Genomic DNA, 25,047 nt, shown 5'->3' on the forward strand with positions numbered 1-25,047 from the left:
TCCATCAGGTACTCTGGACAGGCGACCCAGTCGCAATCGTCACACGCGAAGCCGCGCTGTTCGAGGTCGAGCGAACTGGAACCGCACTTCGGGCAGGCGCTGACTGTTGCCATACTACTCAATTAGTTATACTCGTACATAAAACCCGGTCACACCGGTCACCGTTGCTGACAGCGCCGTTCTCGAACTCGGTTTCGAGTAAACAGCATCTTCGGAACCGCAGGTTACTCGAGCGTCGCTCGAAAGCGCCGCCCGGCGTCGTCGTCGGCCTCGAGGGCTCGCCGAATCGTCGGCGAGAGCCACGCTCGACCGTCAGCGACGCTCGCCTGTTGCGTTCCCCTGCTGACGCCGTCGACGCCGTCGGCCAGAACCCCATCGAAATCGGCGCTTCGTAGCCCGGCAGGGAGGAATCGCTCGTAGATCGGTAGCCGCTCGCGGAGCGGAACGTCGGCGTGCTCGGCGACGGCCTCGAGTTCGTCCAGTGCGGGCCAGGCGTAGTCGGGGTTGATGTGGTCGTCGGTCACCGGCGAGACACCGCCGAGGTCGTCGATGCCGCAGTCGACTAGATCCCGGGCAGGCGCGAGGTTCGGGGGCACCTGGACCGACACCTCCCTGGGGAGCGCGACCCGCGCCATCGCCGTCACCCGACGCATCGTCTCGAGGCCGGGCGATCCGTCCGTCCAGCGCTCGTTGTTCGCGACGGGCTGGACGATCACCTCCTGGACGTGATCGTAGCGCTCGTGCAACTCGCGAATCGCGAGCAGGCTCTCGGCGCGGTCGCGCCAGGACTCCCCGATGCCGACCAGAATCCCGGTCGTGAACGCCACGTCGAGTTCGCCGGCGTTCCGAATCGTCCGCAGGCGCTGGCCGGCTTCCTTCCGACGCGGCCCTGCGTGGGCGTCCACGTCGGCCGTCGTCTCGAGCATCACGCCCATGCTGGCGTTCACGTCCGCCACCTCGGCCATCTGCTCGAGCGTCTGATCGCCGGGGTTCGAGTGCGGGAGCAGTCCCTCCTCGAGGGCGACCTCGCAGGCCGCCCGCAGGTACTCGTGGATCGAGTCGTAGCCCCAGTCGGCGAGCTGGTCGTGAATCCGCGTGTACCGGTCGTCGGGGTCGTCGCCGAACGTGAACAGCGCCTCAGTACAGCCGGCGTCGGCGCCCCGTCGGCAGATGTCGCGGACCTCCTCGAGCGAGAGGAGCGAGGCCTGGCCCGGCGGATCGAAGTACGTGCAGTAGGTGCAGGTGTACCGGCAGGCCGTCGTGAGCGGGACGAACACGTTCCGGCAGAACGAGAGTTCGGCGGCGGGGTCGACGTCGCTCGGCGTCACCTCGAGCAGGCGCTCGACCTCGGATTCGGCGATGGACACCTCGACGTCGTACTCCGCAGCACCCGGTATCATCGGCTCTCGTCTGGAGGGAGTCGTCCCCGGCCTAAAACGCTTCACTTTGTCGATGACCAGGCGACGCCGATCGAAGCGAGCACCCACTCGATCTACCGGACCAGTCGAACCCGCCCCTCGGTCGTCTCGAGGTCGAAGCCGAACGCCTCGAGCGCCGCTCGCGTGTGGCCGCCGCCGTGGAGCCATCCCTCGACCAGGTCCGCTGGCTCGTCGACGTCGGTCGCGAGCCGGAAGGAGTCGACCGTCTCGAGGCTGGCGCCGATCTCGCGGGCCTTCCGCCGGTGGTCGAGAATAGACGCGCCGTGGTAGTCCGTGCGGAACTCGGGGTGGCGAACGACGAGCGCGTTGGTGCCGCCGCCGCGTCCAGGCGCGACGACCACGTCGCCGAGCGTCTCGAATAGCATCTCGAGCGCCGCGGGCGTCGCGAGCGCGAGATCCGCCATGACGATTGCGACCGTTTCGTCAACGGACTCGAGGACGGCGTTGACCGCCGGTGTGAGCGCCCGGTCGTCGACGATCACGTTCACGTCGGGATCCTCGAGCGCGTTCAGCGTCGATTCCGAAAGCGGCTCCGTCGCGAGAATCGTCGGGTTGCGATCCACCGCCCGGAGCGCCGAGCAGACGTCGGCGAGCATCGCTCGGGCGAGTCGCCGCCGCTCCTCGCGCTCGAGAGTGGGTGCGAGACGGGATTTGGGGGATTCCTCGGCGAACGGGACGACGACCTGCATTCGTCGTTCCTTTCGAACCGGAGAGCAAAAGCGCCTCGGAGTCGGCGTCGAGTCGCGCAATTCTTCTGTCGATCAGTTGGACCCGACTCGAGGCGACCGCGGTCGGTCGTCGAAGGGAACGAAAGACTGGAGTGAGAGATCGACGACCGTCGCTCGAGGTCGATCCGAACGCGTCGAAGCTGTCGCCCAAAAACGAAGGACGGGGGCCGGTCAGCTCAGAACAGCGGCTCGAGTTCGTCCTCGTCGTCCTCGACGAGGGTCTCGAGATTCTCCTTGCTCTGGGACTCGATGTCCTCCATGTTGTCCTGGGCCTCGATGGCCACCTGCTGGAGGCGCTTGATTCGCGGGACGTTCGTCACGCCCGAGAGCAAGATCGCCGCCGACACTTCGGGGACGTTCTGGGGGTAGTCCCCGCCGCGGACCTCCATGCTGCCGGTTTCCTCCTCGAGCCACTTCCGCCCGCGCTCGATGCCTTTCCGGTTCAGGTACTCGCTGGGGCCGGAGAGAACGAGCAGGGCGCGCTCGGCGCCTTCGATCTCGCAGGGCAGGGTCAGGCGGCCGAGGGCGGCCTTGCGGACGAGGCTCGTGATGCGGTTGGTCGTGTTGGCCGCGTCGAGGCCGTCGTCGGCGCCGGCGCCACCGCCGGTAAATCGGGAGAGGAGCCCACCACTGGTGTTGAGTTCGACGTCCTCGGAGGCGTATCCGACCGTCGAGACGCCGCCACCCGAGAGGGTGTTGATGATCTCTGAGGAGTCGACGACGCTCTCGGCGACTTCCTGACCCTCACCGACCTCGCCGGCACCGAAGAGGATGCCGAAGCGACGGACGATCTCCTCGTTGATCTGGTCGTAGCCGCCCTCAACGGACTCGCCGGTCTGTCGCCAGGAGTCGTTGTCGAAGACGAGCAGGTTGTCGACCTCGCGGACGAACGTCTGGAACGAACGGGCGGCGTTCAGCGTGTAAATGCCACCCTCGTCCGTGCCGGGCAGGATGCCCAGTCCGTAGACGGGTATCGTGTAGATGCGTTTGAGGTGCTTCGCGAGGACGGGCGCGCCGCCCGAACCCGTGCCGCCGCCCATGCCCGAGACGACGAGGAACGCGTCGACCTCGTGAGTCGGGATGGCGTCGACGGCGTTTTGCACCTCGTCGATGTCTTCCTCGGCGATTTCCGCGCCGAGTTCGTTGTCTGCGCCCACGCCGTGGCCCTTTACCCGGGCCTGGCCGATGAGCACGCGATTCTCCTGGGGTATATTCTCGAGTCCGATGAGGTCCGCCTTCGCGGAGTTTACAGCGATCGCCGCACGGACGATTCCGCTGTTGGTCCGGTCGTCGAAATCGAGAAATCGATCGACGACCTTCCCACCGGCCTGTCCGAATCCAATCATCGCCAACTTCATTGTTAGTAGGGGGCTCCGTTGACTCGAAAACAGTGCGATGAGGGATATAAACTTTGTGTTAGTCTGAAAGTCTCACACCCCTGAAAGTCGCCGAAAATTGGAAGACGGCGTCGGTGTGGGTGCGTCGAGAACGTCGCCGCGAAACTTCTATACTGGTCGATTATTTGAACTGAGGGGAGAGTCGCTCCGCACGTCGAAACCCGCCTCACGTCGCCGCAGTCTGCTGTTCCCAGCACGTAACAATCAACCACCTATGTTACCGCTTTGGCTGATCGAGTAGTCCCTATGGCCAGTACGGATCCACAGTTCGAAGCGATACCCAGCGACGCCGAAATCTCCAACGCCGCGACGTATCGACCCATCGAAGGCGTCGCCGCGGACCTTGGCCTCGAGCCGGCGGATTTCGAGCGCATCGGGGCGCACAAGGCGAAGATTACCCACGAGGCGTTCCATCGGGGTGGACGCTGACGGTTCGCCGGCTCTACCCCGCCGCGGGGCCGGGCTTCGTCGTCGTGCTCACCGGCGACGTGATGAAGATGCCGGGACTCCCGGCCGAACCGGCGGCGAAAACACTCGACGTCGGGCCCGACAGGACGATTACCGGGCTGTGACTACGCTGGTGGCTGGTGCCCATCAGGCGGCTTCCGATTGGTGACTCGAGGGTGACGATTCCGATCCTGACCCCGACCCCGAGAGCCCGAGGTAGTCCTCGAGCGTCCGAAGGTCGTCCTCGGTCCGGCCGAAGGCTGTCACGTCGTTGTCAGCGACGGTATTATCGATTTTGAGCGAGCGAATCTGATCCGGGCCGAACGGAACGAACGGGACGGGTCCGGCGAGAATGCCACCGAGTTTCGCCATCGCCATCGGAATCGGAAGAACGGTGACCGGGCGTCCCTCGGCTTCGTAGGCCAGTTCCGTCACCTGCTTCATCGTGAGTACTTCCGGCCCGCCGATCTGGTAGCGCTTGCCGACGTGGCGGTCGTCCTCGACCGCGTCCGCCATCATCGCGGCCAGGTCTTCGACCCAGATCGGCTGGAAGGGATTCTCACCGCCGCCGGGCAGGGCAGTTAGGTATGGGGTCGTCAGCAGTTTCGTGAATTCGATGAATTCGTCGCCTTCTCCGAAGACTACCGACGGGCAGAAGATTGTCCACTCGAGGTCGGATTCGCGCACGACGTTCTCGGCTTTTCCTTTGGTCCGGAAGTAGGCGAGTTCACTGTCGGGGTCCGCACTGAGGTTGCTCATCTGGACGAATCGAATTACGCCACCCTCTTCGGCCGCACGCACGAGGTTCTCCGTCCCGCGGAGATGGACTTCCTCGTGACTGGTCCCGCTCGGCGGTTCGAACAGCGGCGACAGCGCGACGAGGTTGACGACGGCGTCCTGAGCGGCAACCGTCTTGACGATCGAGTCGTACGCGCTCACGTCGCCCACCGCGGTTTCGACGCCCTCCGGGACCGAGTCGGGGTTCGGATCTCGAGCGAGTGTGGTCACGTCGTGGCCGCGGTCTCGCAATTCGCGACACAGGTTCGTGCCGATGAAGCCGGTTCCGCCGGCGACCAGTACGTTCATGGTTCGAAAAAGGATGTCGGACGGCTTATAAGTACGGCCTTACAGCGGACCGTCGGCGTGCGGCGCGGTCTCGAGCGACGACCCTCCGTCGACACATAATTGTACCCCACGGCAGGATATCCGTGTATGTTGGTCACGCTCGAGGGACTGGACGGCACCGGCAAGACGACGGTCTGGGAGGCGCTCCACGACGTCTATCCCGACGCGACGTTCACCCGGGAACCGACGTCGGGCGAAACCGGATCCTGGTACGGCGAGGCCGTCTACCGCTCCATCGAGGACGACGAGGCCGACTCCCTCGCCGAACTCTTCCTGTACACCGCTGACCACGCCGACCACCTCTCGCGCGTGATCGAACCGGCCCTCGAGCGCGGCGACCTGGTCATCTCCGATCGCTACTCTGACTCGCGGTACGCCTACCAGGGCGCGACCCTCGATGGGCGGATCACCCGTCCGATGGAGTACATCGTGGGCATCCACCGGGCGTTCACGATCGACCCCGACCTGACGATCTATCTCGACCTCGATCCGGAGACGGCCGCCGCTCGTGCGGGCGCGACGAACAAGTTCGAACACGCCGCCTACCTCTCGCAGGTGCGGGCGAACTACGAACGCCTGCTCGAGAACGAACCCGACCGATTCGTCCGGGTCGACGCCAGCCAGCCCCCAGAGGACGTCCTCGAGGCCGTCGAGTCAGTGCTGGCGGATCGCCTCGAGGCGGACACGGATACGGACCCGGACACAGACGCGCGCTGATCGCGCCGCGAGTTCGACGATTCGACGGGGACGTCACTTCGCGGTGTCCGGGAGCTCGACCTCCTCCGGGTGTGGCATCCAGAACACGTCGATCGTGTACCCCAGCATGATCGGCAGGGCGATGGCGACGACGAACGCCGTCACCGCCGAGCCGAGGTTCGGCCCAAGTCCCAGCGGGCCGGAGAGAACCAGCAGCGAGACGAACAGCACGACGGGAATCACGAGCGCGACGTAGACGAGCGTCCCCCAGTCGGTCTCGAGTCGAATCCTGAAGAACCGGGTCGAGACGGCGGCAAACAGCGTGTGGACGCCGACGATGACGAGGAGCCCGATCGCGTCGAGGGGCGACACCATACCTCGAGTATCGGCTGGGGGCTCTTTTCCCTGTCGAACCTGGATCCGGACTCGCGGCGAACGGGTCGGAACCAGAACCACTTTCACTTCTCCGAGTGACGCACCCGCCATGCACCGAATCATCGGGGAGTACGACCTCGAGGAGACGCCGTTTGGGGAGACGGAGGCGCTTGCGTGTTACCGGGACCTGGTCCGGACGCGACGCTTCGACGAGCGGGCGCTGGCCCTCCAGCGCCGGGGCTGGATGAGCGGCTACCCGCCCTACAAGGGCCAAGAGGCCTCGCAGGTGGGGGCCGCCCACGCCCTCGACGAGGACGACTGGGTCGTTCCCACCTACCGCTCGAACGCGCTCCAGATCGCTCACGGCGTCCCGATGAGCGACATCTTCCTCTTTCGGCGGGGCCACCCCGAGTACGCCTCGAATCACGATCTCAACGTGTTCCCGCAGGCGGTCCCCATCGCGACCCAGATCCCCCACGCGGCAGGGCTGGGAATGGCCGCGAACTACCGCACGTCCGACGAGGCCGTCCTCTGTTACTTCGGCGACGGCGCCACGAGCGAGGGCGACTTCCACGAGGGACTCAACTTCGCGGGCGTCTTCGACGCGCCAACGGTTTTCTTCTGTGAGAACAACGACTGGGCGATTTCGCTCCCCCGGGAGAAACAGACCGCGAGCGCCACCATTGCCCAGAAGGCCGAAGCCTACGGCTTCGCCAGCGTCCAGGTCGACGGGAACGACCCGCTGGCCGTCCTCGGCGTCACGAAGCGCGCCCTCGAGCGCGCCCGCGACGGCGAACCGATCCTCGTCGAGAGCCTGACCTACCGCCAGGGTGCCCACACGACCAGCGATGACCCCTCGCGCTACCGCGAGGACCGCGAGGACCTCCCCGAGTGGCGCACCGCTGACCCGCTCGAGCGCTACGAAACGTATCTCCGCGAGCAGGGCGTCCTCGACGACGACGTCGTCGAGTCGGTCCGCGAGGATGTCGAAGCCGAAGTGGAGGCGGCCGTCGAGACGGCCGAGGAGGCGCCAGCCCCCGACCCGTCGGACGTGTTCGAACCCGTCTACGACGAGCCGACGCCCCGACTCGAGGACCAGCGTGCCTGGCTCGAGCGCTTCCTCGCCGACTACGACGTGCAGGAACTCGAGCACTGACGCTCGAGCGACTTCGAGTCTCGAAAATGCGGTCTCTGTGATTGCTTCTCGAGAGCTGTCACTCGGCGGATACGGGCGTCAGTGCTGGTGGTCGGGGTCGTGCTGGTGATCGTCGCCGTGATCGTGCTGGTGATCGGGTTGGGCGTCGTGATCGTGGCTGTCACCCCGGGTGAACTGCCCGGTAAACGCGCGCTGGACGACCTCGGGGAGCGCCGGGTGAACGTGGACCGCACTCCGAACGTCCTGGACCGTCCCCGAACCGGACTTCATCGCGACGACGACCTCCTGGATCAGCGTCGAGGCGTCCGGCCCCACGATGTGACACCCCAGGATCGTTCCCTCGGGATCGATGAGCACCTTCACGAACCCCTCGGCTTTCATCGCCGCGCCGCGGGCGGTGTTCTCGTAGCGGTACGTGTTCGTCGCGTATTCTCGACCGTCGTCCCGGAGGTCGGCCTCGTGAGCGTCAACACCGGCGACTTCGGGGGATGTGAAGACGGCGAACGGCATCGCGTCGTAATCGACCGGCTGGAGCTCGTCCCCGAAGAGGTTGCGGGCGACCGCCTGGGCTTCGTGGTTCGCGCTGTGTTTCAGCAGGTACTCGCCGACGATGTCGCCGAGCGCCCAGACGCCCTCGGCGTCCGTCCGCAGGTACTCGTCGGTCTCGACGAAGCCTCGAGCATCCGTCTCGACGCCCGTCTCCTCGAGGTTCAGGGTGTCCGTGTTCGGGCGGCGACCGGCGGCGACCAACAGCGCGTCGCCGGTGGCGGTCACCGGCTGAGCGTCCTCGAGGAGTCCATCGCCGTACTCGTAGGGCTTCGCCTCGACGGTGACCTGGCCGCCGGAAGCAGAGACGGCGGTCGCCTCGTGGCCGGTGTAGACGGTGAACCGGTCGGCGAATCGGTCGGTGAACGCCTCGGCGACCTCGTCGTCGGCCTCGGGGAGGAGCGACGGCCGCCTCCCGACGATCGTCACGTCGCTGCCGAACGTGCCGAAGAAGTGCCCCAGTTCGGCCGCGACGTACCCGCCTCCAATGATCACCAGGTGTTCCGGTGGACTCTCGAGGCGTAGCGCCTCGGTACTGGTCAGGTACTCGACGTCCTGGATGCCCTCGATTGGCGGGATTGTCGGGCGAGTCCCTGCCGCGATGAGGATCGTGTCGGCCCGGAGCTGTACGCCGTCGTCCTCGCCGCCGGAGACCTCGAGCGTTCTGTCGTTGACGAACCGTCCTTCGGCCTCGAATAGGGCGTGATCAGACGAGGAGCGCAGACCGCGGCGGATCGATTCGGCGTCCGCTTTCACGTCTTCGTTGACTTCGCGGACGATACCGGCGAAGTCAACGTCGTCGACGGTCGCGTCGATCCCGAACTCGTCGGCGGACTCGATCGTCTCGAGGACATCGGCGTGATAGAGCAACATCTTCGAGGGGATGCAACCACGATTGAGACACGTCCCGCCGAGACGCCCCTTTTCGACCACGGCAACGGACTGTCCCTGGTTGACGGCCGCGTTCGCCACGTCGAGGCCCGAACCCGATCCGATGACGAGAAAGTCGAACTCCTGCATACGGGTTTCACGCGACAAAACAGTATAAATCACCGAGGTCGAACCGATCCCCTGGCGGTGAGTGGGTCGATCAGTCCATCGCGATGTACGTCTGGGTGTCCTCGACGCCCTGAATGCCCTGGATCCGCGTCGCCGAAATCTCCTTCACTGCAGCGGGCGTCTCGACGCGCGCCTTCGCGATGATGTCGACGTCGCCCGCGACGATGTGCGCCGATTCGACGCCCTCGATCGCTTCGACGCTGTCCCTGAGTCGATCCGCCTCGCCCGTATTCGCCTTGATCATGATGAACGCAGTGACCATACTGATACCTCCGTCGTGTTCGCCGTCGTTCGCTGTACCCGAGATTTGGTCGACAATTCCGCCATCGGCCGACACCGCCCGGTCCGGTGACTCACCCACGAGAATCTGTCTGACGTCGCTCAGCACGTCGAAATCCGCCAGGACGACCAGGCGGTCGCCGGTCTCGAGCGACTCGTCCTCGGTCGGAATCGCGAGCTGGTGGCCTGCCTTGCCGAACGCGAGCAGGGTTGCGTTGGCCGGCGGCTGGAGTTCGCTGATCGTGTACCCCCGAACCGGGGCTTCGTCGGTAATCGTCAACTCGACGACCTGGAGGTGCTGGGCGATGTCCGCGATGGCCCGGATCGTCCCGCCCAGAAGCGCGTTCTTCGCGCCCATCGCGCCTAGCCGCTCGGGGTAGATCACGTCGTCGACCTCGTCGGCATACTTGCGGTAGATCTCCTCGCGGTAGTCCTCGTCGATGCGCATGATCGTCCGACAGCCGTGGTGTTTGGCGATCATACAGGCCGCGAAGTTGACGTTCAGGTCGCCCGTCAATGCGCCGAGGGCGTCGGCTCGACGGACCCCCGCTTCCTCGAGGACCTCCTCGCGGGAGCCGTCGCCCTGGACGACCTCGAAGTCTTGCCCGCGCGCACGGCGGACCTTCGCCTCGTCGTACTCGACCAGTGTTACCTCGTGGCCCTCCTCACGTAAGACGCGCGCAGTGCGGAGGCCGACCCGACCGGCGCCGATGATGACGAACCGCATGGAGTGGGCTACGCCGGCAGCCGTGAATAATGTTACCCCGGTTCACGGATGTGCGGGGTGCGGATAAGCGCGGTGATTCATCAGTCTGCTTGGATTGAACCGTGAGCCGCTCGTTAGTCCGACGAAATTTTGGCTACCGCGTCGTCGCTTCGAAGCGGCGAACTCAGCGCGAGCAGTGCCGCTGAGCCAGCTACGAGGGTGACGCCGGCCAGTGAGAGGGCGATCAGCGGGCTGGCCAAATCGGAGATGACCCCACTTCCAAGCTGGAAGGGGATCACGGTGACCGAACTAACCATCGCCATCGCGCTCAATACGGAGGCGCGGCCTATTGTTCCGACGTGTATATTGACGTGCTGAATCGCGAGCGAGCGGGACGTCTCGACCACGCTCCGCGCGCCCAGAAGAACTGGAATGGCGAGCACGGGTACGAACCAGAGCACTACCAACCCCGTACCGACGAGAAACGGGACTGTGGCGAACCAGCCTTTGACGCCGATAGACTCGTAGATCCGGCCGGTGTGATAGCTCAACCCGGCAGAGACGAGGCTCACGATAGCGTAAAACCAGCCGAGAAGCGGCTCAACGGCTGACGGTGACGCTCCCAACTCGAGGACGGCCGTTTCGAAGACTGGCTGGAGAAAGATCGAGGTGACGTAGAGGACCGCCGCAAACAGGACGAAGTAGTACAGGACGAACGCTCTGATCCGCCTGGTTCCGAGGGTCCGTTTGATCACGTTCACCGATTCCCGAAACCGTAGCCGATCAGTGGTAGCGCGCCGATAGCTCCTCGGTTCGGGCATCGTATACACGACCCCGACGCCGACGGCCATCACTCCCGCGGCGAGAAAGAACGGATAGGCGAGATCGATTCCGCCGACGTAGCCCCCGATGACCGACGCGCCGGCACCGATGGCGAGCGCGAGCGCTTCGCCGCGACCACGAACGTGAGGGAAGTGATCGCTTCGATCCAGGTCTGTCAGGCTGTCGTACAGCCAGGCGTCTTCGCTGCCCGAGCGGAAATTGTATCCCATCGACCAGGTAACGAACAAAACCAGTAATTCGCGAAATGAGTTCGCGAATCCGATGGCGATCAGCGTGGTCGTGATGAGCACTGAACCGATCAACAATGACGGCCGCCGGCCGAAGCGGTCGCTCACGTACCCTGTCGGCACCTCGCCTAATAGGGTGGTTAGGTTGTACGCGGCCTCGAGGATGACGACCTGCGTAAACGAGAGCCCCTGTGAGAGAAAGTAGAGGTACATGATGGGGCGGTAGAACTCGACAGCTTTTGTCGATTTGTAGAGATAGTACTTTAGAATCGTAGGCGAAATAGACAAATTACTTTTGGTACCCATCGTAGGTAACGAGAGCGGCTACCGAGCATTAATCTTGTTATGACGGAACACGAGACAGCGTAATACTTCAGTTACCGTCGCTCGCGACGCGGTGAACGAGTCGTTACGAACAGGTCCGTCTCAGGATTCGGATTGCGGGCGTAATCGGTCGCGGCGTTCAGTAAAGTGATTCTCGCAGGAGGTACAGCAGAACTGTTTCAGCTCACCATCGACCCGCGTTACGACGCCCTCGCTGGTGACGGTGTTGCCGCACTCGGTACAGGAGAGGGCGAACTCGGTCCCGCTAAGCGTGAACGAGCGGTCGGTTTCCGTCAGCAGCGTCACTTCGTACTCGAGGATCATCGACTGATCGAACTGTGTGACGATCCACTCTCGTGGGTTGTTCTCCGGCGCGTTCGCGTAAAAGACGAAGTCGGAACTGATCGTCGAGTAGATGTGTTCCACCTCGGGGACCGTCACCAACTGCTGTTTGATGATGTCAAAGCATTCCGGACGAACGGAAAGAGTGACGAGAATCGGGAGGCTTCGCCGTAGCTGTGAGCGGTCGATGTCGATGGTAAACTGGCGAATGATCCCTTGTTCCTCAAGCTTGCTGACCCGGTCGGAAACAGCGGGAGCCGAGGGGTCAACCGCGTTTGCGACTTCGTTAAATGGGCGTCGACCGTCTTCGGCCAGTAGGCGAAGAATCTCGAGGTCCGTCTCATCGAAGTTTCTCATACTAAAGAAATTTCTAACCGACCATTATATAATTTACTTCGGTTTCATCGTTCCTGTTGATCTTAACCTGATCGGGAACGCCAGGGAGTTGGGAAGCGTACACCGAATGAACTTTTCGGCGGATATCGTGATTGTATTCACCTAATCCGTCGTCAGCAGACCAGGCTAGAAGTCACGGTGGATGGAGACGCGAACATAGATCGTTTGATTTTCATTATTCGAACTTATTGGAGTTATGCTAAATGTAATATATGCCCTGGTAAGTAAACCGTAACCAGTAATCTTGCATTGATATTGCCTCAATTTAAAAATTCAGATTATATATTAAATCTCAACTCCCTCTAAAACACGAGACTATATAAATAACCAGCCGTGCGGACATACAAGACTTATGTTTGGAGGGGCCAGATGGATGGTATCGATTCCGAGAGTGTTAGAACATGACACGCAATATGCAATTGAACGATAGACGGACAGTACTAAAGGCTCTGGGTGGCGCTGGTATTGTCTCCTTAGCCGGATGTCTTGGTGGCGATTCGGATGACGGTAACGGAAACGGGAATGGCAACCCGAACGACCAGGATCGGAATGAACAGGAGCAACTTCCGGGCGCGACGATCGCACTGAACGACGATCCGACGCGAGACGACTGGAACCACTATGGCGGAGTAATCCCCTACTGGACGAACATTCTCGAACCACTAGTCTGGGTCTCGGCGGACATGGAACTGGAACCGTGGCTCGCGACCGACTGGGAACAGGTTGAAGACACAGTGTGGGAGTTCTCACTCCGCGAAGGCGTCACGTTCCACAACGGCGAGGAAATGACCGCCGACGACGTCGTCTTCTCGTTCGAGGCTGTCCTCGAGGAGTGGGCGTGGGCCCCGGGGTGGATCCACGTCGAGTCGGGTGACATCGTGGCGCTCGACGACTACACGGTCGAGTTCACGACGACGGACCCGTTCCCGACGTTCCCGGGGACGATCGCACACAACTTGGTCGCGATACAGCACCCCGATCGAGATCACGAGTCCGGCACCGTTATCGGCACCGGACCATTCCAGGTCGACGAGATCGAGAAACAGCAGGAGGTCAGGACAACGGCCTTCGAGGACTACTGGAACGACGAACCGATCCTCGAGGAACTCACGTTCCGCGTGATCGAGGATCCCAACACCCGAACGCTCGCGCTGGAAAATCGCGAGATCGACCTCGCGCTCGCGCCGCCCCGCACGCGAGTCTCGTCGATTGAGGACGACGACTCGCTCTATCTCGAGCGCCAGAACCGCCCCGGTGCCGGGTACGTCGGCATCAACCTCTACAAGTCGCCGACCGACGATGCGGACCTCCGTCGCGCGCTGAACCACGCCGTCTCACAGGAGACGATCGTCGAGACGATCCTCGAGGAAGTCGGCCAACCCGCCCGCGGCCCGATCTCACCGGTCATTTACTGGTCCGCCCACGACGACATCGACGGGTACGAGAAAGACGACGACCGCGCTGCCGACCTCGTTTCGGATTCGAGTTACGACGGCGAGGAACTGTCGATCCTCGTGGCGAACGACATGGTCGACGGTCGCGAAATCGCTCAGGTCGTCCAGGGAGCGCTCGACGGGATCGGCGTCGACTCAGAGATTCAGGTCCTCGAGCGGGCCGCCTTTTCGGAAGCCGAACGAGACGGAGAGGCCCATCTCATCCTGAAAGAGAGCGGATCGAACAGCGGCGACGCTGACTACATCATCTACGAGGGATTCCACTCGGAGGGCGACGTCAACCAGCGCCTCTACGGGGAGGAGGGGACGGGGCTTCACAACCTCGGTGGAGAGGTCGATGAACTGATCGAACAGGGATTCCAGACGGGCGATGAGGAGGAGAAGGCGTCGGCCTACAAGGAGGCCCAGCAGCACATCGCCGACCAGGCCGTGACGATTCCGCTCTACTACAGCGAGTTCATCGCAGCGGCCCACGCGAATATCGACGGCGCCGAATTGGGTGCGATTCCTCAGTTTTCGCGCTGGACGGAACTCGAGCATTGGGAGTAGTTCACGAGTCTCTTCCAGAATAGATATACGATGTGGAAATTCATCCTCAGACGGTCAATAACGTCCTTGTTCGTCCTCTTCGGAGTGTCAGTCCTGACCTTCCTCATGGTGTTTTTCACGCCGGGAGATCCCGCGGAGACGATTCTCCGCCAGCAGATGGGTGGACGGACGCCCCCGGATGCAGCGATCGAGCAGTTTCGAATAGAACAGGGGCTGAACGACCCGATACTTGTTCAGTACGGAGACTGGGTCGCGGACATCCTGCAGGGGAACCTCGGACAGTCCTACCACAACGACGCCTCCGTCGTCCAGTTGATTCTCGAAAACCTCTGGCCGACGTTCGAACTGGCTCTCGCCGGACTGTTCGTTGCCCTTCTTATCGCCGTCCCGACGGGCGTCGTCAGCGCCGTTCACAAGGGTGGCCGACTCGACTACGGGAGCCAGCTTGCCGCGCTTCTCGGACTATCGATGCCGAATTTCTGGCTGGGTTACCTGCTCATGCTCGTCTTCGCGATTCAGTTGGGGGTGTTACCAACGTCCGGGTACGGCACGGCCGATCAACTCGTCTTGCCGGCGATCACGCTCGGTACTGGCATGGCGGCGATCGTCACCCGCCTGCTCCGGTCGTCCATGCTCGAGGTGCTCGACGAGGAGTACATCCGCACGGCGCGATCGAAGGGATTGCGCGAGCGCATCGTGGTCTACAAACACGCCCTGCGCAATGCGCTCATTCCTGTGATCACGATCGTGGGCCTCCAGTTCGGCTACCTCCTGAACGGAGCGGTCATCATCGAAATGGTCTTTCAGCGACCCGGACTCGGTCGGCTGTTAATCGACTCGATCTTCGCTCGTGACTATCCGATCGTCCAGGGGCTCGTCCTCGTGATCGCTGTCTTCTTCGTCGTAACGAACCTCCTCGTCGACGTCACCTACCGGTACGTCGACCCGCGCATTTCGTTCGAAGGTGCATCCAAATGACCGACGCTAATCTCGATGAACAAACGTCGCTCGAGGGACCGACCCGGCGCGAGCGGATTCGATCGCTGTACGACTCACGAAAGATGCGACAGTTTCGGTCGAACACGCTGAACGTCGTCGGGCTGGTGATCGTTCTAGTTATCCTCTTCAGCGCCCTGCTCGCCCCGTTTCTGACTCCGTACGAGCCGGCCGAACAGGACCTCGAGAACCGCCTCGAGTCCCCATCGGTCGACCACCCGCTGGGGACTGACCAGCTTGGCCGTGACATCCTGACGCGATTGCTATACGGCGCTCGCATCTCACTGCGAATCGGGCTTGCCGTCGTCGGTATCTCGCTGGCGATCGGCACGGCGGTGGGAGTGACGGCGGGGTACGCCGGCGGCTACGTAGACGAAGCGCTGATGCGGTTCGTCGACGTCCTGCTGGCCTTCCCCGGGCTCTTGCTCGCGCTCGTCATCGCCGGCATCCTCGGGCCCAGTCTGACGAACATCATGATCGCGCTCGCCGTCGTCGGCTGGACCAGATACGCTCGCGTGATACGCGGGAGCGTACTCTCGGTCAAAGAACAGGAGTTCGTCAAGGCCAGCCAGTTGATGGGTGTCGGTCGCCTCAGGATCGTCGGTCGCCACATCGTGCCGAACGTCATCGGCCCGGTAGTCGTCCTCGCGACGATCGACATGGCCGGCGTGATCCTCGGGACCGCCGGACTATCGTTCCTGGGTCTCGGCGCTCAGCCGCCGACGCCAGAGTGGGGAACGATGATATCCGAAGGACGAAACTACCTGCAGGACGCCTGGTGGGTCGTGAACTTCCCCGGCCTGGCGATCATGCTCGCGGTTCTCGGATTCAACTTGCTCGGTGACGGGCTTCGCGACGTCCTCGATCCCCGGGAAACGGATACGGTACAGAACGAGGGATTCTAAGCATGACAGAACCACTGCTCTCGGTCGAAAATTTACACACCTGTTTCGATACGTACGAAGGAACCGTTCACGCCGTCAACGGCGTGAGTTTCGACGTCGACAGGGGAGAGATTCTTGGCATCGTCGGCGAGAGCGGAAGCGGGAAATCCGTCACCGCGCTTTCGACGATGCGACTCGAAGACCCCGGACGAATCGCCGATGGATCAATACGGTTCAGGGACACCGAGTTGACGACGGCAAACGACCGCGAGATCCGCCGGATCCGCGGCGACGGTCTCTCGATGGTGTTTCAAGATCCGATGACGACGCTCAACCCGGTCTTTACGGTCGGCGAACAGATCGTCGAATCGCTGAAGATCCACGACGATCCGACGTCACAAAAGCTTCGAGAGTACCTACGCGTTCCCCTCTTGCACGACCGCTCCGACTGGCGAGAAAAGCGTGGGCGAGTCGTCGATCTGATGGAAGAGGTCGGCATTCCGAACCCGACCGAACGACTCGACGCCTACCCCCACGAGTTCTCCGGCGGGATGCGCCAGCGAGCGATGCTCGCGATCGCACTCGCGAGTGAGCCTGACCTCCTGATCGCCGACGAACCGACGACGGCCCTCGACGTCACGATTCAGGCGCAGATCCTTCGAATCATCGCCAGGCTCAGAGACGAACGCGATATGTCTGTCGTCATGATCACCCACGACCTTGGCGTCGTCGCCGATATCTGTGACCGCGTGATCGTGATGTACGGCGGCGAGGTCATGGAGAGCGGACCGGTCGAAGAGATCCTGCAAGAACCGAAACATCCCTACACACAGGCGTTGCTCGAGTGCATGCCCCAGGAAACCGCGCGGAAGGAGCAGTTAGAGACGATCGAGGGGCAGGTTCCGGATCAACTCGGCGACGTCACGGGGTGTCCGTTCGCGTCGCGGTGTGACTACGCTCGCGAGGCGTGTCGGTCGGGACCGATGCCGACGGTAGACTGCGGCGAGAACCACCGAGCGAAGTGCTGTGAAATTCGTCGGGTGAACGACGATCTCTCGCTGGCCTCAACCCTCGACACGGAGGGAGAACGATGAGCACGCCAGTCGAATCGGCGGAGGAACGCGAACACGAACGTGATGCGACCACGGTCGTCGAACTCGAGAACGTCACGAAGGAGTTCGCCCTCGAAGACTCCCTGATCGATCGCCTGTTCGGCACTCGGACGACGATCACCGCCGTCTCGGGCGTCTCACTGAACGTGTACGAAGGCGAGACGCTCGGCATCGTCGGCGAGAGCGGGAGCGGGAAGTCGACGCTCGCGAACCTCGTTACGGGACTTCACACGCCGACGGCAGGTGACGTCCGAATCGATGGTCGGGCCGTTCGATCCGTCAGCGGTCGCTCGAACCAACTGCTCGCGGACTTCGGAGTCATCTTCCAGAACGCCAAATCGAGCATCGATCCGCGAATGACGGTCGCGCAGGCGATCGCCGAACCGCTAAAGACGCAGGGTTGGTCGCGGGTCGAACGAAAGGACCGTATCACCGAGTTGCTTGAACAGGTAAACCTCTCAGCGCGCTACGTCGATCGATACGCCCACGAACTTTCAGGTGGTCAAGCCCAGCGAGTCGCGATTGCCAGGGCGATTGCGACGGAGCCACGGGTGCTCATCCTCGACGAACCAGTGTCGGCGCTCGACGCCTCGGTGAAAGGGAGCATTATCAACCTCCTGTTGCGCCTCCAGCGGGAACTCGATCTCACCTACGTCCTCATCAGCCACGACCTGAGCGTCGTCAAGCACATCGCCGATCGTATCGCGGTTATGTACCTCGGCGAGTTGATGGAGGTCGGCGAGGCAGAGCGACTGTTCACGTCGCCCGGTCACCCCTACACGGAGGCATTGCTCGCGTCGATTCCTGATCTCGATCCCACCACGTCGGTGCTCGACGCGACCATTCTCGAGGGTGACATCCCGAGTCCAGTGGATCCGCCGAGCGGGTGCGTCTTCCACACGCGATGTCCAATCGCCGAGGACCAGTGCCGAACGGACGTCCCCAACGTGGTCGACCTCGAGGGGACAGTTTCGAAGTGCCACTTCGCAGAGCGTGTCGCTCGAGCGAGCGACCAGGAGGACTATGGACCATGACTCGAGATAGCGACGAGAGAATGGACGGCGACTCCTCGGCGGAAACGGACGACGAAACGGAAGAAGTGTGCGATGCGACACCAGTGGACCCGTCGAACGCCGAAGCGACCGTCCGGTCGGCGATCAGCGACGAACTGGGCGTCCCCGAAACCCCGCCGGACCCGGAAACGAGTTCTCACGTCCTCCCCGACGAGAAACTCGCCTACCCCGACTTCGCGTTCGAATCGGGGTCGATGGACGCAGACGGCGGGTTCGACCTCGAGCAACCGCTCGACCGCGAGTCGATGCGCGCGTGGCTCGAGGGCCTCTCGAGCGGACTCGCCAGTCACGACGTGGGCGTCTCGACGCCGACCGATCGGGCCATCTTCGGCGTCGGCGCCGGCGACGTCTCGATGCGGTTCGACCCCGACGAAAACCACACGGGCACGCTCGAGGTCACGTTTTCGGTGAAGGCGAAGCTCATGACCTTCTCCGACGATCCCGACGAGCGCGAGGCGGGGGCTCGCGGCGGCGAGGGGTTCATCCCCCTCGAGATGCTCACGAGCGAAAAGCGGCCGGAGCACTTTCGCTGTTACAACTGGATCGACGATCCGATCGACCGGTAAAACGTGTAGAACGAGCGGGCGTTCGCGAGTGGGCCGATTTCAGGCGGAGGCGTCGTAGCCCGCGTTCTGGATCGCTTCGACGAGCGTGTCGACGTTGGCGTCACCCTCGACGGTGACGGCGTCCGATTCGTTGTCCGCCGACGCCTCGACGACGCCGTCGACGTCCTCGAGCGCCGATTCGACCGTGTCCTCGCAGCCGCCACAGCTCATGCCAGTTACCGTGATGGTTCGTGCCATACACTCACTTCGGGCTCCAGGTTTTTGCCAGTTACTGCTTCGACCTCTCGTTGTAACCACCGCGGGACTTTTGATACGAAAGTTTCGACGGGTTCTCGAGACGTCGGCGTCCGTGGCCGGGCAAACACTTTAGTCGTGCCAAGGAGTACCACACGAAAGTAATGGTTCACGCGTTCATCATGGTGAAGACCGCTGCCGGCAAATCCGAAGGGCTCCTGGCGGGCATCCGCGACCTCGAGAGCGTTTCGGACGCCCACATCGTCGCCGGAAATTACGACATCATCGCCGAGGTCGACGCCGACGAGGTGTACGGCGTCCTGAAGGCGGCTTCGGGCGATATCCAGAGTCTCGATGGGGTTTCGGATACGAAGACCTACATCGCGATGGACTGAAACGACGTTTGCGAGATTGCGTACTGCGCGGCAGGTCCGTCGCTCGAGTGGACCGGATCAAACGCGCCGGAGGAATCTATCGCTCGAGTTCGTAGGAACGAGAGATGGGGCAGTACGTCTCGAGCCACTACCACTAATGCGGACGCATCCGTTCAGCGTGAGTCGAGGCAAGTAAGCGTGATTAAAACGGGCTGTCGTACTCGTCGCCATGGTCGCCAGCAGCGCCTTCGGCAGCCCGCTCTCCCGCGGTCTGGGCGTTCTCGACCAGCGTCGCTGCGGGCCCTTCGTACTCGTACCCCGGAATGATGCCCTGCGCGTAGGTTCCCTCGACGTATTCGATCAGCGCCTTGGCGTCGTCGACCCCCCCCTGGCGTCCCAGGCGACGTACTCGAGGGTGACCGTCACGACGCCCTCGTCGCGGTCGATTCGCGGCGCGTCGTGCGTGCCGGTTTCGGCGACCGTGAACACGTCCGCGAGTCGACGCTCGAACGTCTCGAACCAGCCGTCTTCGACCACCGGGGCAACGCGGTCGGCGGTCGCCGCGTCGAGCGTCGGCAATCGGACGACGACGGTAAACGAGCCGTCTCGCCGCCCCTCGGCGGCGGTCACGCTCACGCGCGCCTCGAAGACCGTGGTCTCGAGCGCGTACGTCGCGTCGTCGAGCGGCGAAAACGCCTCGTGCGCCTCGAGTGTGTCAGCGACGGCCGTCGGTAGCTTCGTCATACGTGGGCGAAGGGTGGGTGCGAAAATGGGTGTTACGACAGCGGCACGGCCTGGGCTTGCGATGTCAGGGTTCAATAGAATCGTCCCATCATTTTTCTAACCATTTTACTGGCGTTCGATCGGTTCCCGTCCGTTTCGCCGTAAACAACGGTGGGAAACAGCGTTAATGTCGTGCATAACTACACGTGGGTCGACCGTTCGTCGGAAGCATGGCACTCGATAAGTACGCTGCGGAGAAACGACGGTTCGCTCGACTGCTCGGCACCGACGGGGAACTCGGCTCGGGATTACCGATCGGCTCCCCCGACGGACCGGGCGAGTCAGGCGACGACGACGAGCGGTCGGAAGCGTGTTAACGGCGCTTACTCGCGGTTGCGCTCGCCTAAGAACGACTCGAGACCGGTTGCGACTTCTTCGAAGTCCTTGACCGTCAGCCCGTCGGTCGTCGCGAAGACGCCCTCCCGATCGGTCGTCACGCGGATGAGAAAGCCGTTTTCGAATACGCGGATGGTGTACTCGTAGTCGCCCAGTTCGGAGCCCTCGTAGGCGGTCTGGGCGGTCTTGAAGCCGCGCCACTCGTGACCGATGAAGCTCGTGAGGTCGGCGTCGCGCTCGAGGTCGTCGCGGAGGTACAGCTGTTCGAAGTCGTCCCGGGTGAAGTACGTCACCGACCGGAGGCTGTCGCCGACGGCGGTTCGACAGGTGGTGACGATCTGATCGGCTCGTTCGTCCGTGAGCAGACCCGTGGCCATACCGGGAAAGGGAACCCCGGCCGCTTAAATGGCGCGGGCAGCGACAGACGGCCGACGGGTGCCGGGCCCGAGCCGTGGACGTTCGCCGGCGAACCGGGGCCGCGTCGATATCCTCACCGGGACCCAAAGGCAGATGTACCGTCGGCAGTTATGCTCGGTCGTCAGGATGTCTCGAAGTCCCTCGCTCCCCGACACACCGAGTCGGGAGATCGATCCCGATCTCCCGGACGAAGAACGACTCGAAGCGCTCCACGACCACTTTCTGCAGCTGACAGCGGCCAGCGAGCAGCTGTCAGAGCAACTCGACGCCGCCCGCGACCGGCGAACGCGACTCAAAGAACAGGTCGACCGCACCAAACGCGAAAACGAGGTCCTCAAGAGTTCGTCGCTGTACCTCGCGACCGTCGAAGACCACCTGGGCGACGAGGTGATCGTCAAGCAACACGGGAACAACCAGGAGGTACTCACCGAAATCGGCCCCGACTTCGCCGAGGAACTCGAGTACGGGGACCGCGTCGCCGTCAACGATTCCTTTGGTATCCAGCGGATCCTCTCGGCGGAGACGGACGCCCGTGCGCAGACGATGGAGATTACGGAAAAACCCGACGTCAGCTACGAGGACATCGGGGGGATCGACGACCAGGTTCGCGAAGTCAGGGAGGCCGTCGAGCAACCGCTCGCCCAGCCCGAACTCTTCGAGAACGTGGGGATCGAACCACCGGCCGGCGTCCTGCTCTACGGGCCGCCGGGCACGGGGAAGACGATGCTCGCCAAAGCCGTCGCCACCCAGACCGACGCGACCTTCATCAAGATGGCCGGCTCCGAACTCGTCCGCAAGTTCATCGGCGAGGGCTCCCGACTGGTTCGGGACCTCTTCGAGATGGCCCGCGAGCGCGAACCTGCCGTTATCTTCATCGACGAGATCGATGCCATCGCCGCTACGCGTACCGAGTCGAAGACCTCCGGCGACGCCGAGGTCCAGCGAACGATGATGCAGCTCCTGAGCGAGATGGACGGGTTCGACGAGCGCGGTGACATCCGCATCATCGCCGCCACGAACCGTTTCGACATGCTCGACGACGCGATCCTCCGTCCAGGTCGGTTCGATCGCCTCATCGAGGTTCCAGAACCAGACGGCGAGGGACGACAGCAGATCTTCGAGATTCACACGCGAGCCATGAACGTCGACGACGAGGTCGACTTCGAGGACCTCGCCGAACAGACGGTCGGCTTCACGGGCGCGGAAATCGAATCCGTCACGACCGAAGCCGGGATGTTCGCCATCCGCGACGACCGGACGACCGTCGGGCAGTCGGACTTCGAGGCCGCCCTCGAGAAGATCGAGGCCGGTGATCGGGAAGTCGTCACGTCGGCGAACTACTTCTTCGACTGAGCTACGCCTTCGAGCGACACACTCCCCGCAATTTACGTACCGGCACGACGACAGCGAAATCGCAAGCCCTTACGCCGTCGGTCCCCGACTCCCGCTCATGAGCACGATCCGCGTCGCCTGGGGATCGGCGACCGCCTCGACGGAGATGGCCTCCTACGACGCCGCCCTGGCCGACGCTGGCGTCGAAAACTACAACCTCGTGACGGTCTCGTCGGTGATTCCCGCAGCTGCCGACGTCGAAGCGGTCGGCACGGCGCCCGACCTCGGCCCCGCCGGGGAACGACTCACCGTGGTACAGGCCCGCGCGACCGTTCGCGGCGAAGGACGCGCCAGTTCCGCGCTCGCCTGGGCCCAGTCCGATTCGGGGAACGGTCCCGGCCTGTTCTACGAGAACGCGGGCGAGGCCGATCCGGCCACCGTCGAGTCCCGGGTGCTCGAGGGCCTGGCGGGCGGACAGACCCTGCGCGAGTGGGTGTTCGACGAACCCGAGACGCGAATCGAGACGGTTCGGGGGGAACCGGACGGCTACGCGACGGCCGTGGTGCTGGCGGTGTACGGCGAGAGCGAGCCGATCTGCTGGGGTTTTAGCCGAGTCTCGAGGCGCAGATGGAGTCAGCGAGCCGGCTGAACGCCGCTCGAGTGGGTCGATTCGCGTCGAAAAATGGCCGGTGATCGGAAACGAGTCGGCCTGGCAATCAGTCGTCCGCCGGAGCCGGCGAGTCGCCGAGCGAGACGCCGGTACCGGGGCCCATGTCGATGCCCAGTTCGTCGAGTTTCTCGTCGGGAACGACGCCGTCGACCCAGCCGCGGTGCTCGTAGTACTCTTCTTTCATCTCATCGAGCTCGCAGTACTCACCCTCGCTGGCGCCCTGGCCGCGGATGCCGTCCTCGAGGAAGCGCGCCGGCAGGGAGTCGTCCGAGCCGTCGAAGCCGGCGAGGTTGTTGTAGTAGCGCTCGAGGTTGTAGATGCGCTCGCCGGCTTCCATGAGTTCGTCTTCGCTCACGTCGAGGCCGGTCATGCCGTTGTACTGGTCGACGTACTCCTCGATGCCCTCCGCGAAAGCGTTGAACTTGCAGATGTCGAAGCTGTCGGAGATGGCGTGGAGGTCCTGGAAGGCGGCGGTCAGCTCGCCCTTGCCCTCCCACTCGTAAGGATCGACCTTCTCGGGAATGCCGAGAATTTCGGCGGCGGGCGTGTACCCGCGCAGGTGACACGCGCCCCGGTTCGAGGTGGCGTAGCCGATGCCCATCCCCTTCATACAGCGCGGGTCGTAGGCGGCGATGGTCTGGCCCTTGACCGCGAGCGAGTTGTCCTGGGCGTCCTTGCGGTCGGCGACCCGGCGCGGCCCCTCCGCGAGCAGGTCGGCGAGGTCGTCCTCGCGGCGGCCGATTCGGTCGATCATGTCGATCATCGTCTCGTAGTCGCCCCACTCGAGGTCGCCCTCCTCGAGTTTGCCTTGCTCGGACATCTCCATGGCCATCGCCATCATGTTCCCCGTTTCGATGGTGTCGACGCCCACGTCGTTACAGCGCTCGATCATGAGGGCGACGGCGTCGCGGTCGGTGTGCCCCGAGTTCGGGCCGAGCGCGTAGGCCGACTCGTACTCGTAGGACTCCGTCCGGACGTTCATCTCCTCGCCCTTGTGCATCGTCTGCACCTCGACTTCCTTCTTGCAGGCGACCGGACAGGAGTGACAGGTCGGTTCGTCGACGAGGATGTTCTCGCGAACATTCTCCCCGGAGACGCGCTCGGCGTCGATGTCGGCGCCCTCGGCCTCGCGCATGCTCTCGGTCGAGGTGTACTGAGCGTTCTTCGTCGGGAGGCCGTCCATCTCCTCGCCGATGTTCATCAGGACGTTCGTCCCGTACATCGAGAGGCCGCCCTCGTTGGGCGCGGTGACGTCCGACTCCTGGATCGCCTTCATCGCCTGCTGGTGGCCCTCCCTGAACGTCTCCTGGTCTGCGGGCTTGGGCATCTTCGTCGTCGACTTGACGACGACCGCCTTGAGGTTCTTCGACCCCATCACGCAACCGGTACCGCCCCGACCGGAGGCTCGGTCGTCCTCGTTCATGATGCAGGCGTACTTCACGCCGTTCTCGCCGCCCGTCCCGATGGCCATCAACGAGAGGTTCTTCCCGTAGGAGCCGTCTACTTCCTCCTCGGCTGGTCGCGCGTCTCGTGGACGCCGCTTCCCCAGAGGTGAGAGGCGTCACGGAGTTCGACCTCGCCGTCCTCGACGACGGCGTAGACGGGTTCGTCGGCCTTGCCTTCGAACAGCAGGCCGTCGAAGCCGGCCCACTTGAGCCGCGCGCCGGACCAGCCGCCGTGGTGGCTGTCGGTGACGGTCCCGGTCAGCGGCGATTTGGTACAGACCGCGATTCGACCGGACATCGGGACCTGCGAGCCAGTGAGCGGACCGTTCATGAACGCGAGCAGGTTCTCGGGTCCCTCCGGGTCGACGTCCGGGCCGTTCTCGAAGACGTACTTCACGCCGAGGCCGCGAGCCCCGATGTACTTCCTGGCGTCCTCGTCGTCGATCGGCTCGTAGTCGACCGACCCCGAGGAGAGATCGATGCGAGCAACCCTGTCGTGAAAACCGCCGAGTTCTGTCATGGTAAACCCTGTTCGTTATATTCGTGGTGAAGCCTGTTAGGCGTTCCCACAGGCACGTAACCGGATCCACTTACGTCGCGAAGAAGACGACGGACTCGGCCGGTGGCGAGTCCGTACACTGGCGTCGCTTCTCTGATTTTCTCTCTCTGATTTCCGGTCTCCTCTCTCCAGCCTCTTCTTTCTGGTTTCCGGCCTCGAGTCTCGGTTTCTCCGTACC

24 protein-coding genes and 4 pseudogenes are annotated in these 25,047 nt (G+C 63.3%); 14 read left to right on the top strand and 14 right to left on the bottom strand.

All coding sequences use genetic code 11. The features are described 5' to 3' along the window. Nucleotides 1-224: 224 nt before the first annotated feature. The 3 genes from cofG to ACFQS4_RS20645 all read right to left on the bottom strand — a co-directional run bounded on the left by cofG (nucleotide 225) and on the right by ACFQS4_RS20645 (nucleotide 3,525). Nucleotides 225-1,400 (bottom strand): 7,8-didemethyl-8-hydroxy-5-deazariboflavin synthase subunit CofG, encoded by a 1,176-nt coding sequence (gene cofG, locus ACFQS4_RS20635; protein ID WP_500196146.1) that lies wholly within the window; start codon nucleotides 1,398-1,400, stop codon nucleotides 225-227. Between the two features lie 92 nt (nucleotides 1,401-1,492). After that, nucleotides 1,493-2,128, bottom strand: a complete 636-nt coding sequence (cofC, locus tag ACFQS4_RS20640) for a 2-phospho-L-lactate guanylyltransferase (RefSeq protein WP_500196149.1) — start codon at nucleotides 2,126-2,128, stop codon at nucleotides 1,493-1,495. Between the two features lie 215 nt (nucleotides 2,129-2,343). Beyond that, nucleotides 2,344-3,525, bottom strand: coding sequence for a tubulin/FtsZ family protein (locus ACFQS4_RS20645; protein WP_253437123.1), 1,182 nt, complete (start codon nucleotides 3,523-3,525; stop codon nucleotides 2,344-2,346). 285 nt (nucleotides 3,526-3,810) lie between these two features. Between ACFQS4_RS20645 and ACFQS4_RS20650 the strand changes: the two genes are divergently transcribed. Beyond that, complete coding sequence (locus tag ACFQS4_RS20650; protein ID WP_500196154.1) at nucleotides 3,811-3,993, top strand: hypothetical protein; 183 nt, start codon at nucleotides 3,811-3,813, stop codon at nucleotides 3,991-3,993. Continuing rightward, nucleotides 3,969-4,136: pseudogene (locus ACFQS4_RS20655) on the top strand (formate--tetrahydrofolate ligase); the annotation flags it as partial. The gene ACFQS4_RS20650 and the pseudogene ACFQS4_RS20655, both read left to right, overlap by 25 nt. A gap of 22 nt (nucleotides 4,137-4,158) precedes the next feature. Here the strand turns inward: ACFQS4_RS20655 and ACFQS4_RS20660 are convergent. Continuing rightward, the gene (locus tag ACFQS4_RS20660) at nucleotides 4,159-5,097 is read right to left on the bottom strand and encodes a complex I NDUFA9 subunit family protein (RefSeq protein WP_500196158.1); all 939 of its coding nucleotides are present in this window, start codon (nucleotides 5,095-5,097) and stop codon (nucleotides 4,159-4,161) included. A 126-nt stretch (nucleotides 5,098-5,223) separates the two neighbouring features. Here ACFQS4_RS20660 and tmk point away from each other — a divergent pair, with 126 nt between their 5' ends. Continuing rightward, complete coding sequence (gene tmk, locus ACFQS4_RS20665; RefSeq protein ID WP_500196160.1) at nucleotides 5,224-5,853, top strand: dTMP kinase; 630 nt, start codon at nucleotides 5,224-5,226, stop codon at nucleotides 5,851-5,853. A gap of 33 nt (nucleotides 5,854-5,886) precedes the next feature. Here tmk and ACFQS4_RS20670 read toward each other — a convergent pair whose 3' ends face one another. Next, a complete protein-coding gene (locus ACFQS4_RS20670) occupies nucleotides 5,887-6,207 on the bottom strand; it encodes a DUF7991 family protein (protein ID WP_254157515.1) in 321 nt (106 codons plus the stop codon). Between the two features lie 109 nt (nucleotides 6,208-6,316). On the opposite strand from ACFQS4_RS20670, the gene pdhA reads away from it, so the two are divergent. Continuing rightward, nucleotides 6,317-7,363, top strand: coding sequence for a pyruvate dehydrogenase (acetyl-transferring) E1 component subunit alpha (gene pdhA, locus ACFQS4_RS20675; protein WP_500196163.1), 1,047 nt, complete (start codon nucleotides 6,317-6,319; stop codon nucleotides 7,361-7,363). Between the two features lie 78 nt (nucleotides 7,364-7,441). Here pdhA and ACFQS4_RS20680 read toward each other — a convergent pair whose 3' ends face one another. The 5 genes and pseudogenes from ACFQS4_RS20680 to ACFQS4_RS20700 form a co-directional block, all read right to left on the bottom strand. Further along, the gene (locus tag ACFQS4_RS20680; RefSeq protein ID WP_500191726.1) at nucleotides 7,442-8,929 is read right to left on the bottom strand and encodes a dihydrolipoyl dehydrogenase; all 1,488 of its coding nucleotides are present in this window, start codon (nucleotides 8,927-8,929) and stop codon (nucleotides 7,442-7,444) included. 70 nt (nucleotides 8,930-8,999) lie between these two features. Next, the gene (locus ACFQS4_RS20685; RefSeq protein ID WP_254157509.1) at nucleotides 9,000-9,230 is read right to left on the bottom strand and encodes an Lrp/AsnC family transcriptional regulator; all 231 of its coding nucleotides are present in this window, start codon (nucleotides 9,228-9,230) and stop codon (nucleotides 9,000-9,002) included. A gap of 60 nt (nucleotides 9,231-9,290) precedes the next feature. Continuing rightward, nucleotides 9,291-9,974: pseudogene (locus tag ACFQS4_RS20690) on the bottom strand (potassium channel family protein); the annotation flags it as partial. A gap of 113 nt (nucleotides 9,975-10,087) precedes the next feature. Further along, the gene (locus ACFQS4_RS20695) at nucleotides 10,088-11,236 is read right to left on the bottom strand and encodes an MFS transporter (protein WP_500191731.1); all 1,149 of its coding nucleotides are present in this window, start codon (nucleotides 11,234-11,236) and stop codon (nucleotides 10,088-10,090) included. Between the two features lie 213 nt (nucleotides 11,237-11,449). Continuing rightward, a complete protein-coding gene (locus ACFQS4_RS20700) occupies nucleotides 11,450-12,046 on the bottom strand; it encodes a winged helix-turn-helix transcriptional regulator (RefSeq protein WP_500191734.1) in 597 nt (198 codons plus the stop codon). A 440-nt stretch (nucleotides 12,047-12,486) separates the two neighbouring features. Between ACFQS4_RS20700 and ACFQS4_RS20705 the strand changes: the two genes are divergently transcribed. From ACFQS4_RS20705 to ACFQS4_RS20730, 6 genes are read left to right on the top strand one after another with little or no spacing between them, the layout of a single operon-like run. Further along, the gene (locus ACFQS4_RS20705; RefSeq protein WP_500191736.1) at nucleotides 12,487-14,088 is read left to right on the top strand and encodes an ABC transporter substrate-binding protein; all 1,602 of its coding nucleotides are present in this window, start codon (nucleotides 12,487-12,489) and stop codon (nucleotides 14,086-14,088) included. Between the two features lie 30 nt (nucleotides 14,089-14,118). After that, nucleotides 14,119-15,066: a nickel ABC transporter permease gene (gene nikB / locus ACFQS4_RS20710; RefSeq protein ID WP_500191738.1), complete on the top strand. Its 948-nt coding sequence runs from the start codon at nucleotides 14,119-14,121 to the stop codon at nucleotides 15,064-15,066. Further along, nucleotides 15,063-15,989, top strand: a complete 927-nt coding sequence (gene nikC / locus ACFQS4_RS20715; protein WP_500191741.1) for a nickel transporter permease — start codon at nucleotides 15,063-15,065, stop codon at nucleotides 15,987-15,989. Before nikB ends, nikC begins: the two co-directional genes overlap by 4 nt. A gap of 2 nt (nucleotides 15,990-15,991) precedes the next feature. Then, on the top strand, nucleotides 15,992-17,062 hold the full coding sequence (locus tag ACFQS4_RS20720; protein ID WP_500191743.1) for an ABC transporter ATP-binding protein: 1,071 nt from the start codon (nucleotides 15,992-15,994) through the stop codon (nucleotides 17,060-17,062). After that, entirely contained in the window at nucleotides 17,059-18,114 is a 1,056-nt protein-coding gene (locus ACFQS4_RS20725) for an ABC transporter ATP-binding protein (protein ID WP_500191746.1), read from the top strand. The genes ACFQS4_RS20720 and ACFQS4_RS20725 overlap by 4 nt, the downstream gene beginning before the upstream one ends. Further along, on the top strand, nucleotides 18,111-18,719 hold the full coding sequence (locus ACFQS4_RS20730) for a hypothetical protein (RefSeq protein ID WP_500191749.1): 609 nt from the start codon (nucleotides 18,111-18,113) through the stop codon (nucleotides 18,717-18,719). Before ACFQS4_RS20725 ends, ACFQS4_RS20730 begins: the two co-directional genes overlap by 4 nt. A gap of 39 nt (nucleotides 18,720-18,758) precedes the next feature. Here ACFQS4_RS20730 and ACFQS4_RS20735 read toward each other — a convergent pair whose 3' ends face one another. Continuing rightward, the gene (locus tag ACFQS4_RS20735; RefSeq protein WP_500191752.1) at nucleotides 18,759-18,956 is read right to left on the bottom strand and encodes a heavy-metal-associated domain-containing protein; all 198 of its coding nucleotides are present in this window, start codon (nucleotides 18,954-18,956) and stop codon (nucleotides 18,759-18,761) included. Between the two features lie 161 nt (nucleotides 18,957-19,117). Between ACFQS4_RS20735 and ACFQS4_RS20740 the strand changes: the two genes are divergently transcribed. Further along, nucleotides 19,118-19,348 (top strand): Lrp/AsnC ligand binding domain-containing protein, encoded by a 231-nt coding sequence (locus tag ACFQS4_RS20740; protein WP_253437094.1) that lies wholly within the window; start codon nucleotides 19,118-19,120, stop codon nucleotides 19,346-19,348. Nucleotides 19,349-19,529: 181 nt separating this feature from the next. Here the strand turns inward: ACFQS4_RS20740 and ACFQS4_RS20745 are convergent. Continuing rightward, nucleotides 19,530-20,071 (bottom strand): annotated as a pseudogene (locus ACFQS4_RS20745) (DUF5813 family protein). Between the two features lie 209 nt (nucleotides 20,072-20,280). Between ACFQS4_RS20745 and ACFQS4_RS20750 the strand changes: the two are divergent. Beyond that, a complete protein-coding gene (locus ACFQS4_RS20750; protein WP_500191755.1) occupies nucleotides 20,281-20,427 on the top strand; it encodes a hypothetical protein in 147 nt (48 codons plus the stop codon). Nucleotides 20,428-20,433: 6 nt separating this feature from the next. Here the strand turns inward: ACFQS4_RS20750 and ACFQS4_RS20755 are convergent, their stop codons facing one another. Then, entirely contained in the window at nucleotides 20,434-20,823 is a 390-nt protein-coding gene (locus tag ACFQS4_RS20755) for a DUF7522 family protein (RefSeq protein WP_500191701.1), read from the bottom strand. Between the two features lie 166 nt (nucleotides 20,824-20,989). On the opposite strand from ACFQS4_RS20755, the gene pan2 reads away from it, so the two are divergent. Further along, nucleotides 20,990-22,216 carry a proteasome-activating nucleotidase Pan2 gene (pan2, locus tag ACFQS4_RS20760; RefSeq protein ID WP_500191757.1) on the top strand — a complete coding sequence of 409 codons (1,227 nt, stop codon included), beginning with the start codon at nucleotides 20,990-20,992 and terminating at the stop codon, nucleotides 22,214-22,216. 97 nt (nucleotides 22,217-22,313) lie between these two features. Continuing rightward, nucleotides 22,314-22,844 carry a pyruvoyl-dependent arginine decarboxylase gene (locus tag ACFQS4_RS20765; RefSeq protein ID WP_500196165.1) on the top strand — a complete coding sequence of 177 codons (531 nt, stop codon included), beginning with the start codon at nucleotides 22,314-22,316 and terminating at the stop codon, nucleotides 22,842-22,844. Nucleotides 22,845-22,911: 67 nt separating this feature from the next. On the opposite strand, the pseudogene ACFQS4_RS20770 reads toward ACFQS4_RS20765, so the two are convergent. After that, nucleotides 22,912-24,830: pseudogene (locus ACFQS4_RS20770) on the bottom strand (aldehyde ferredoxin oxidoreductase family protein). Nucleotides 24,831-25,047 lie beyond the last annotated feature (217 nt).

The organism is Saliphagus sp. GCM10025317, from assembly GCF_042663665.1.
In the GTDB taxonomy this organism is placed as follows: domain Archaea; phylum Halobacteriota; class Halobacteria; order Halobacteriales; family Natrialbaceae; genus Natronosalvus.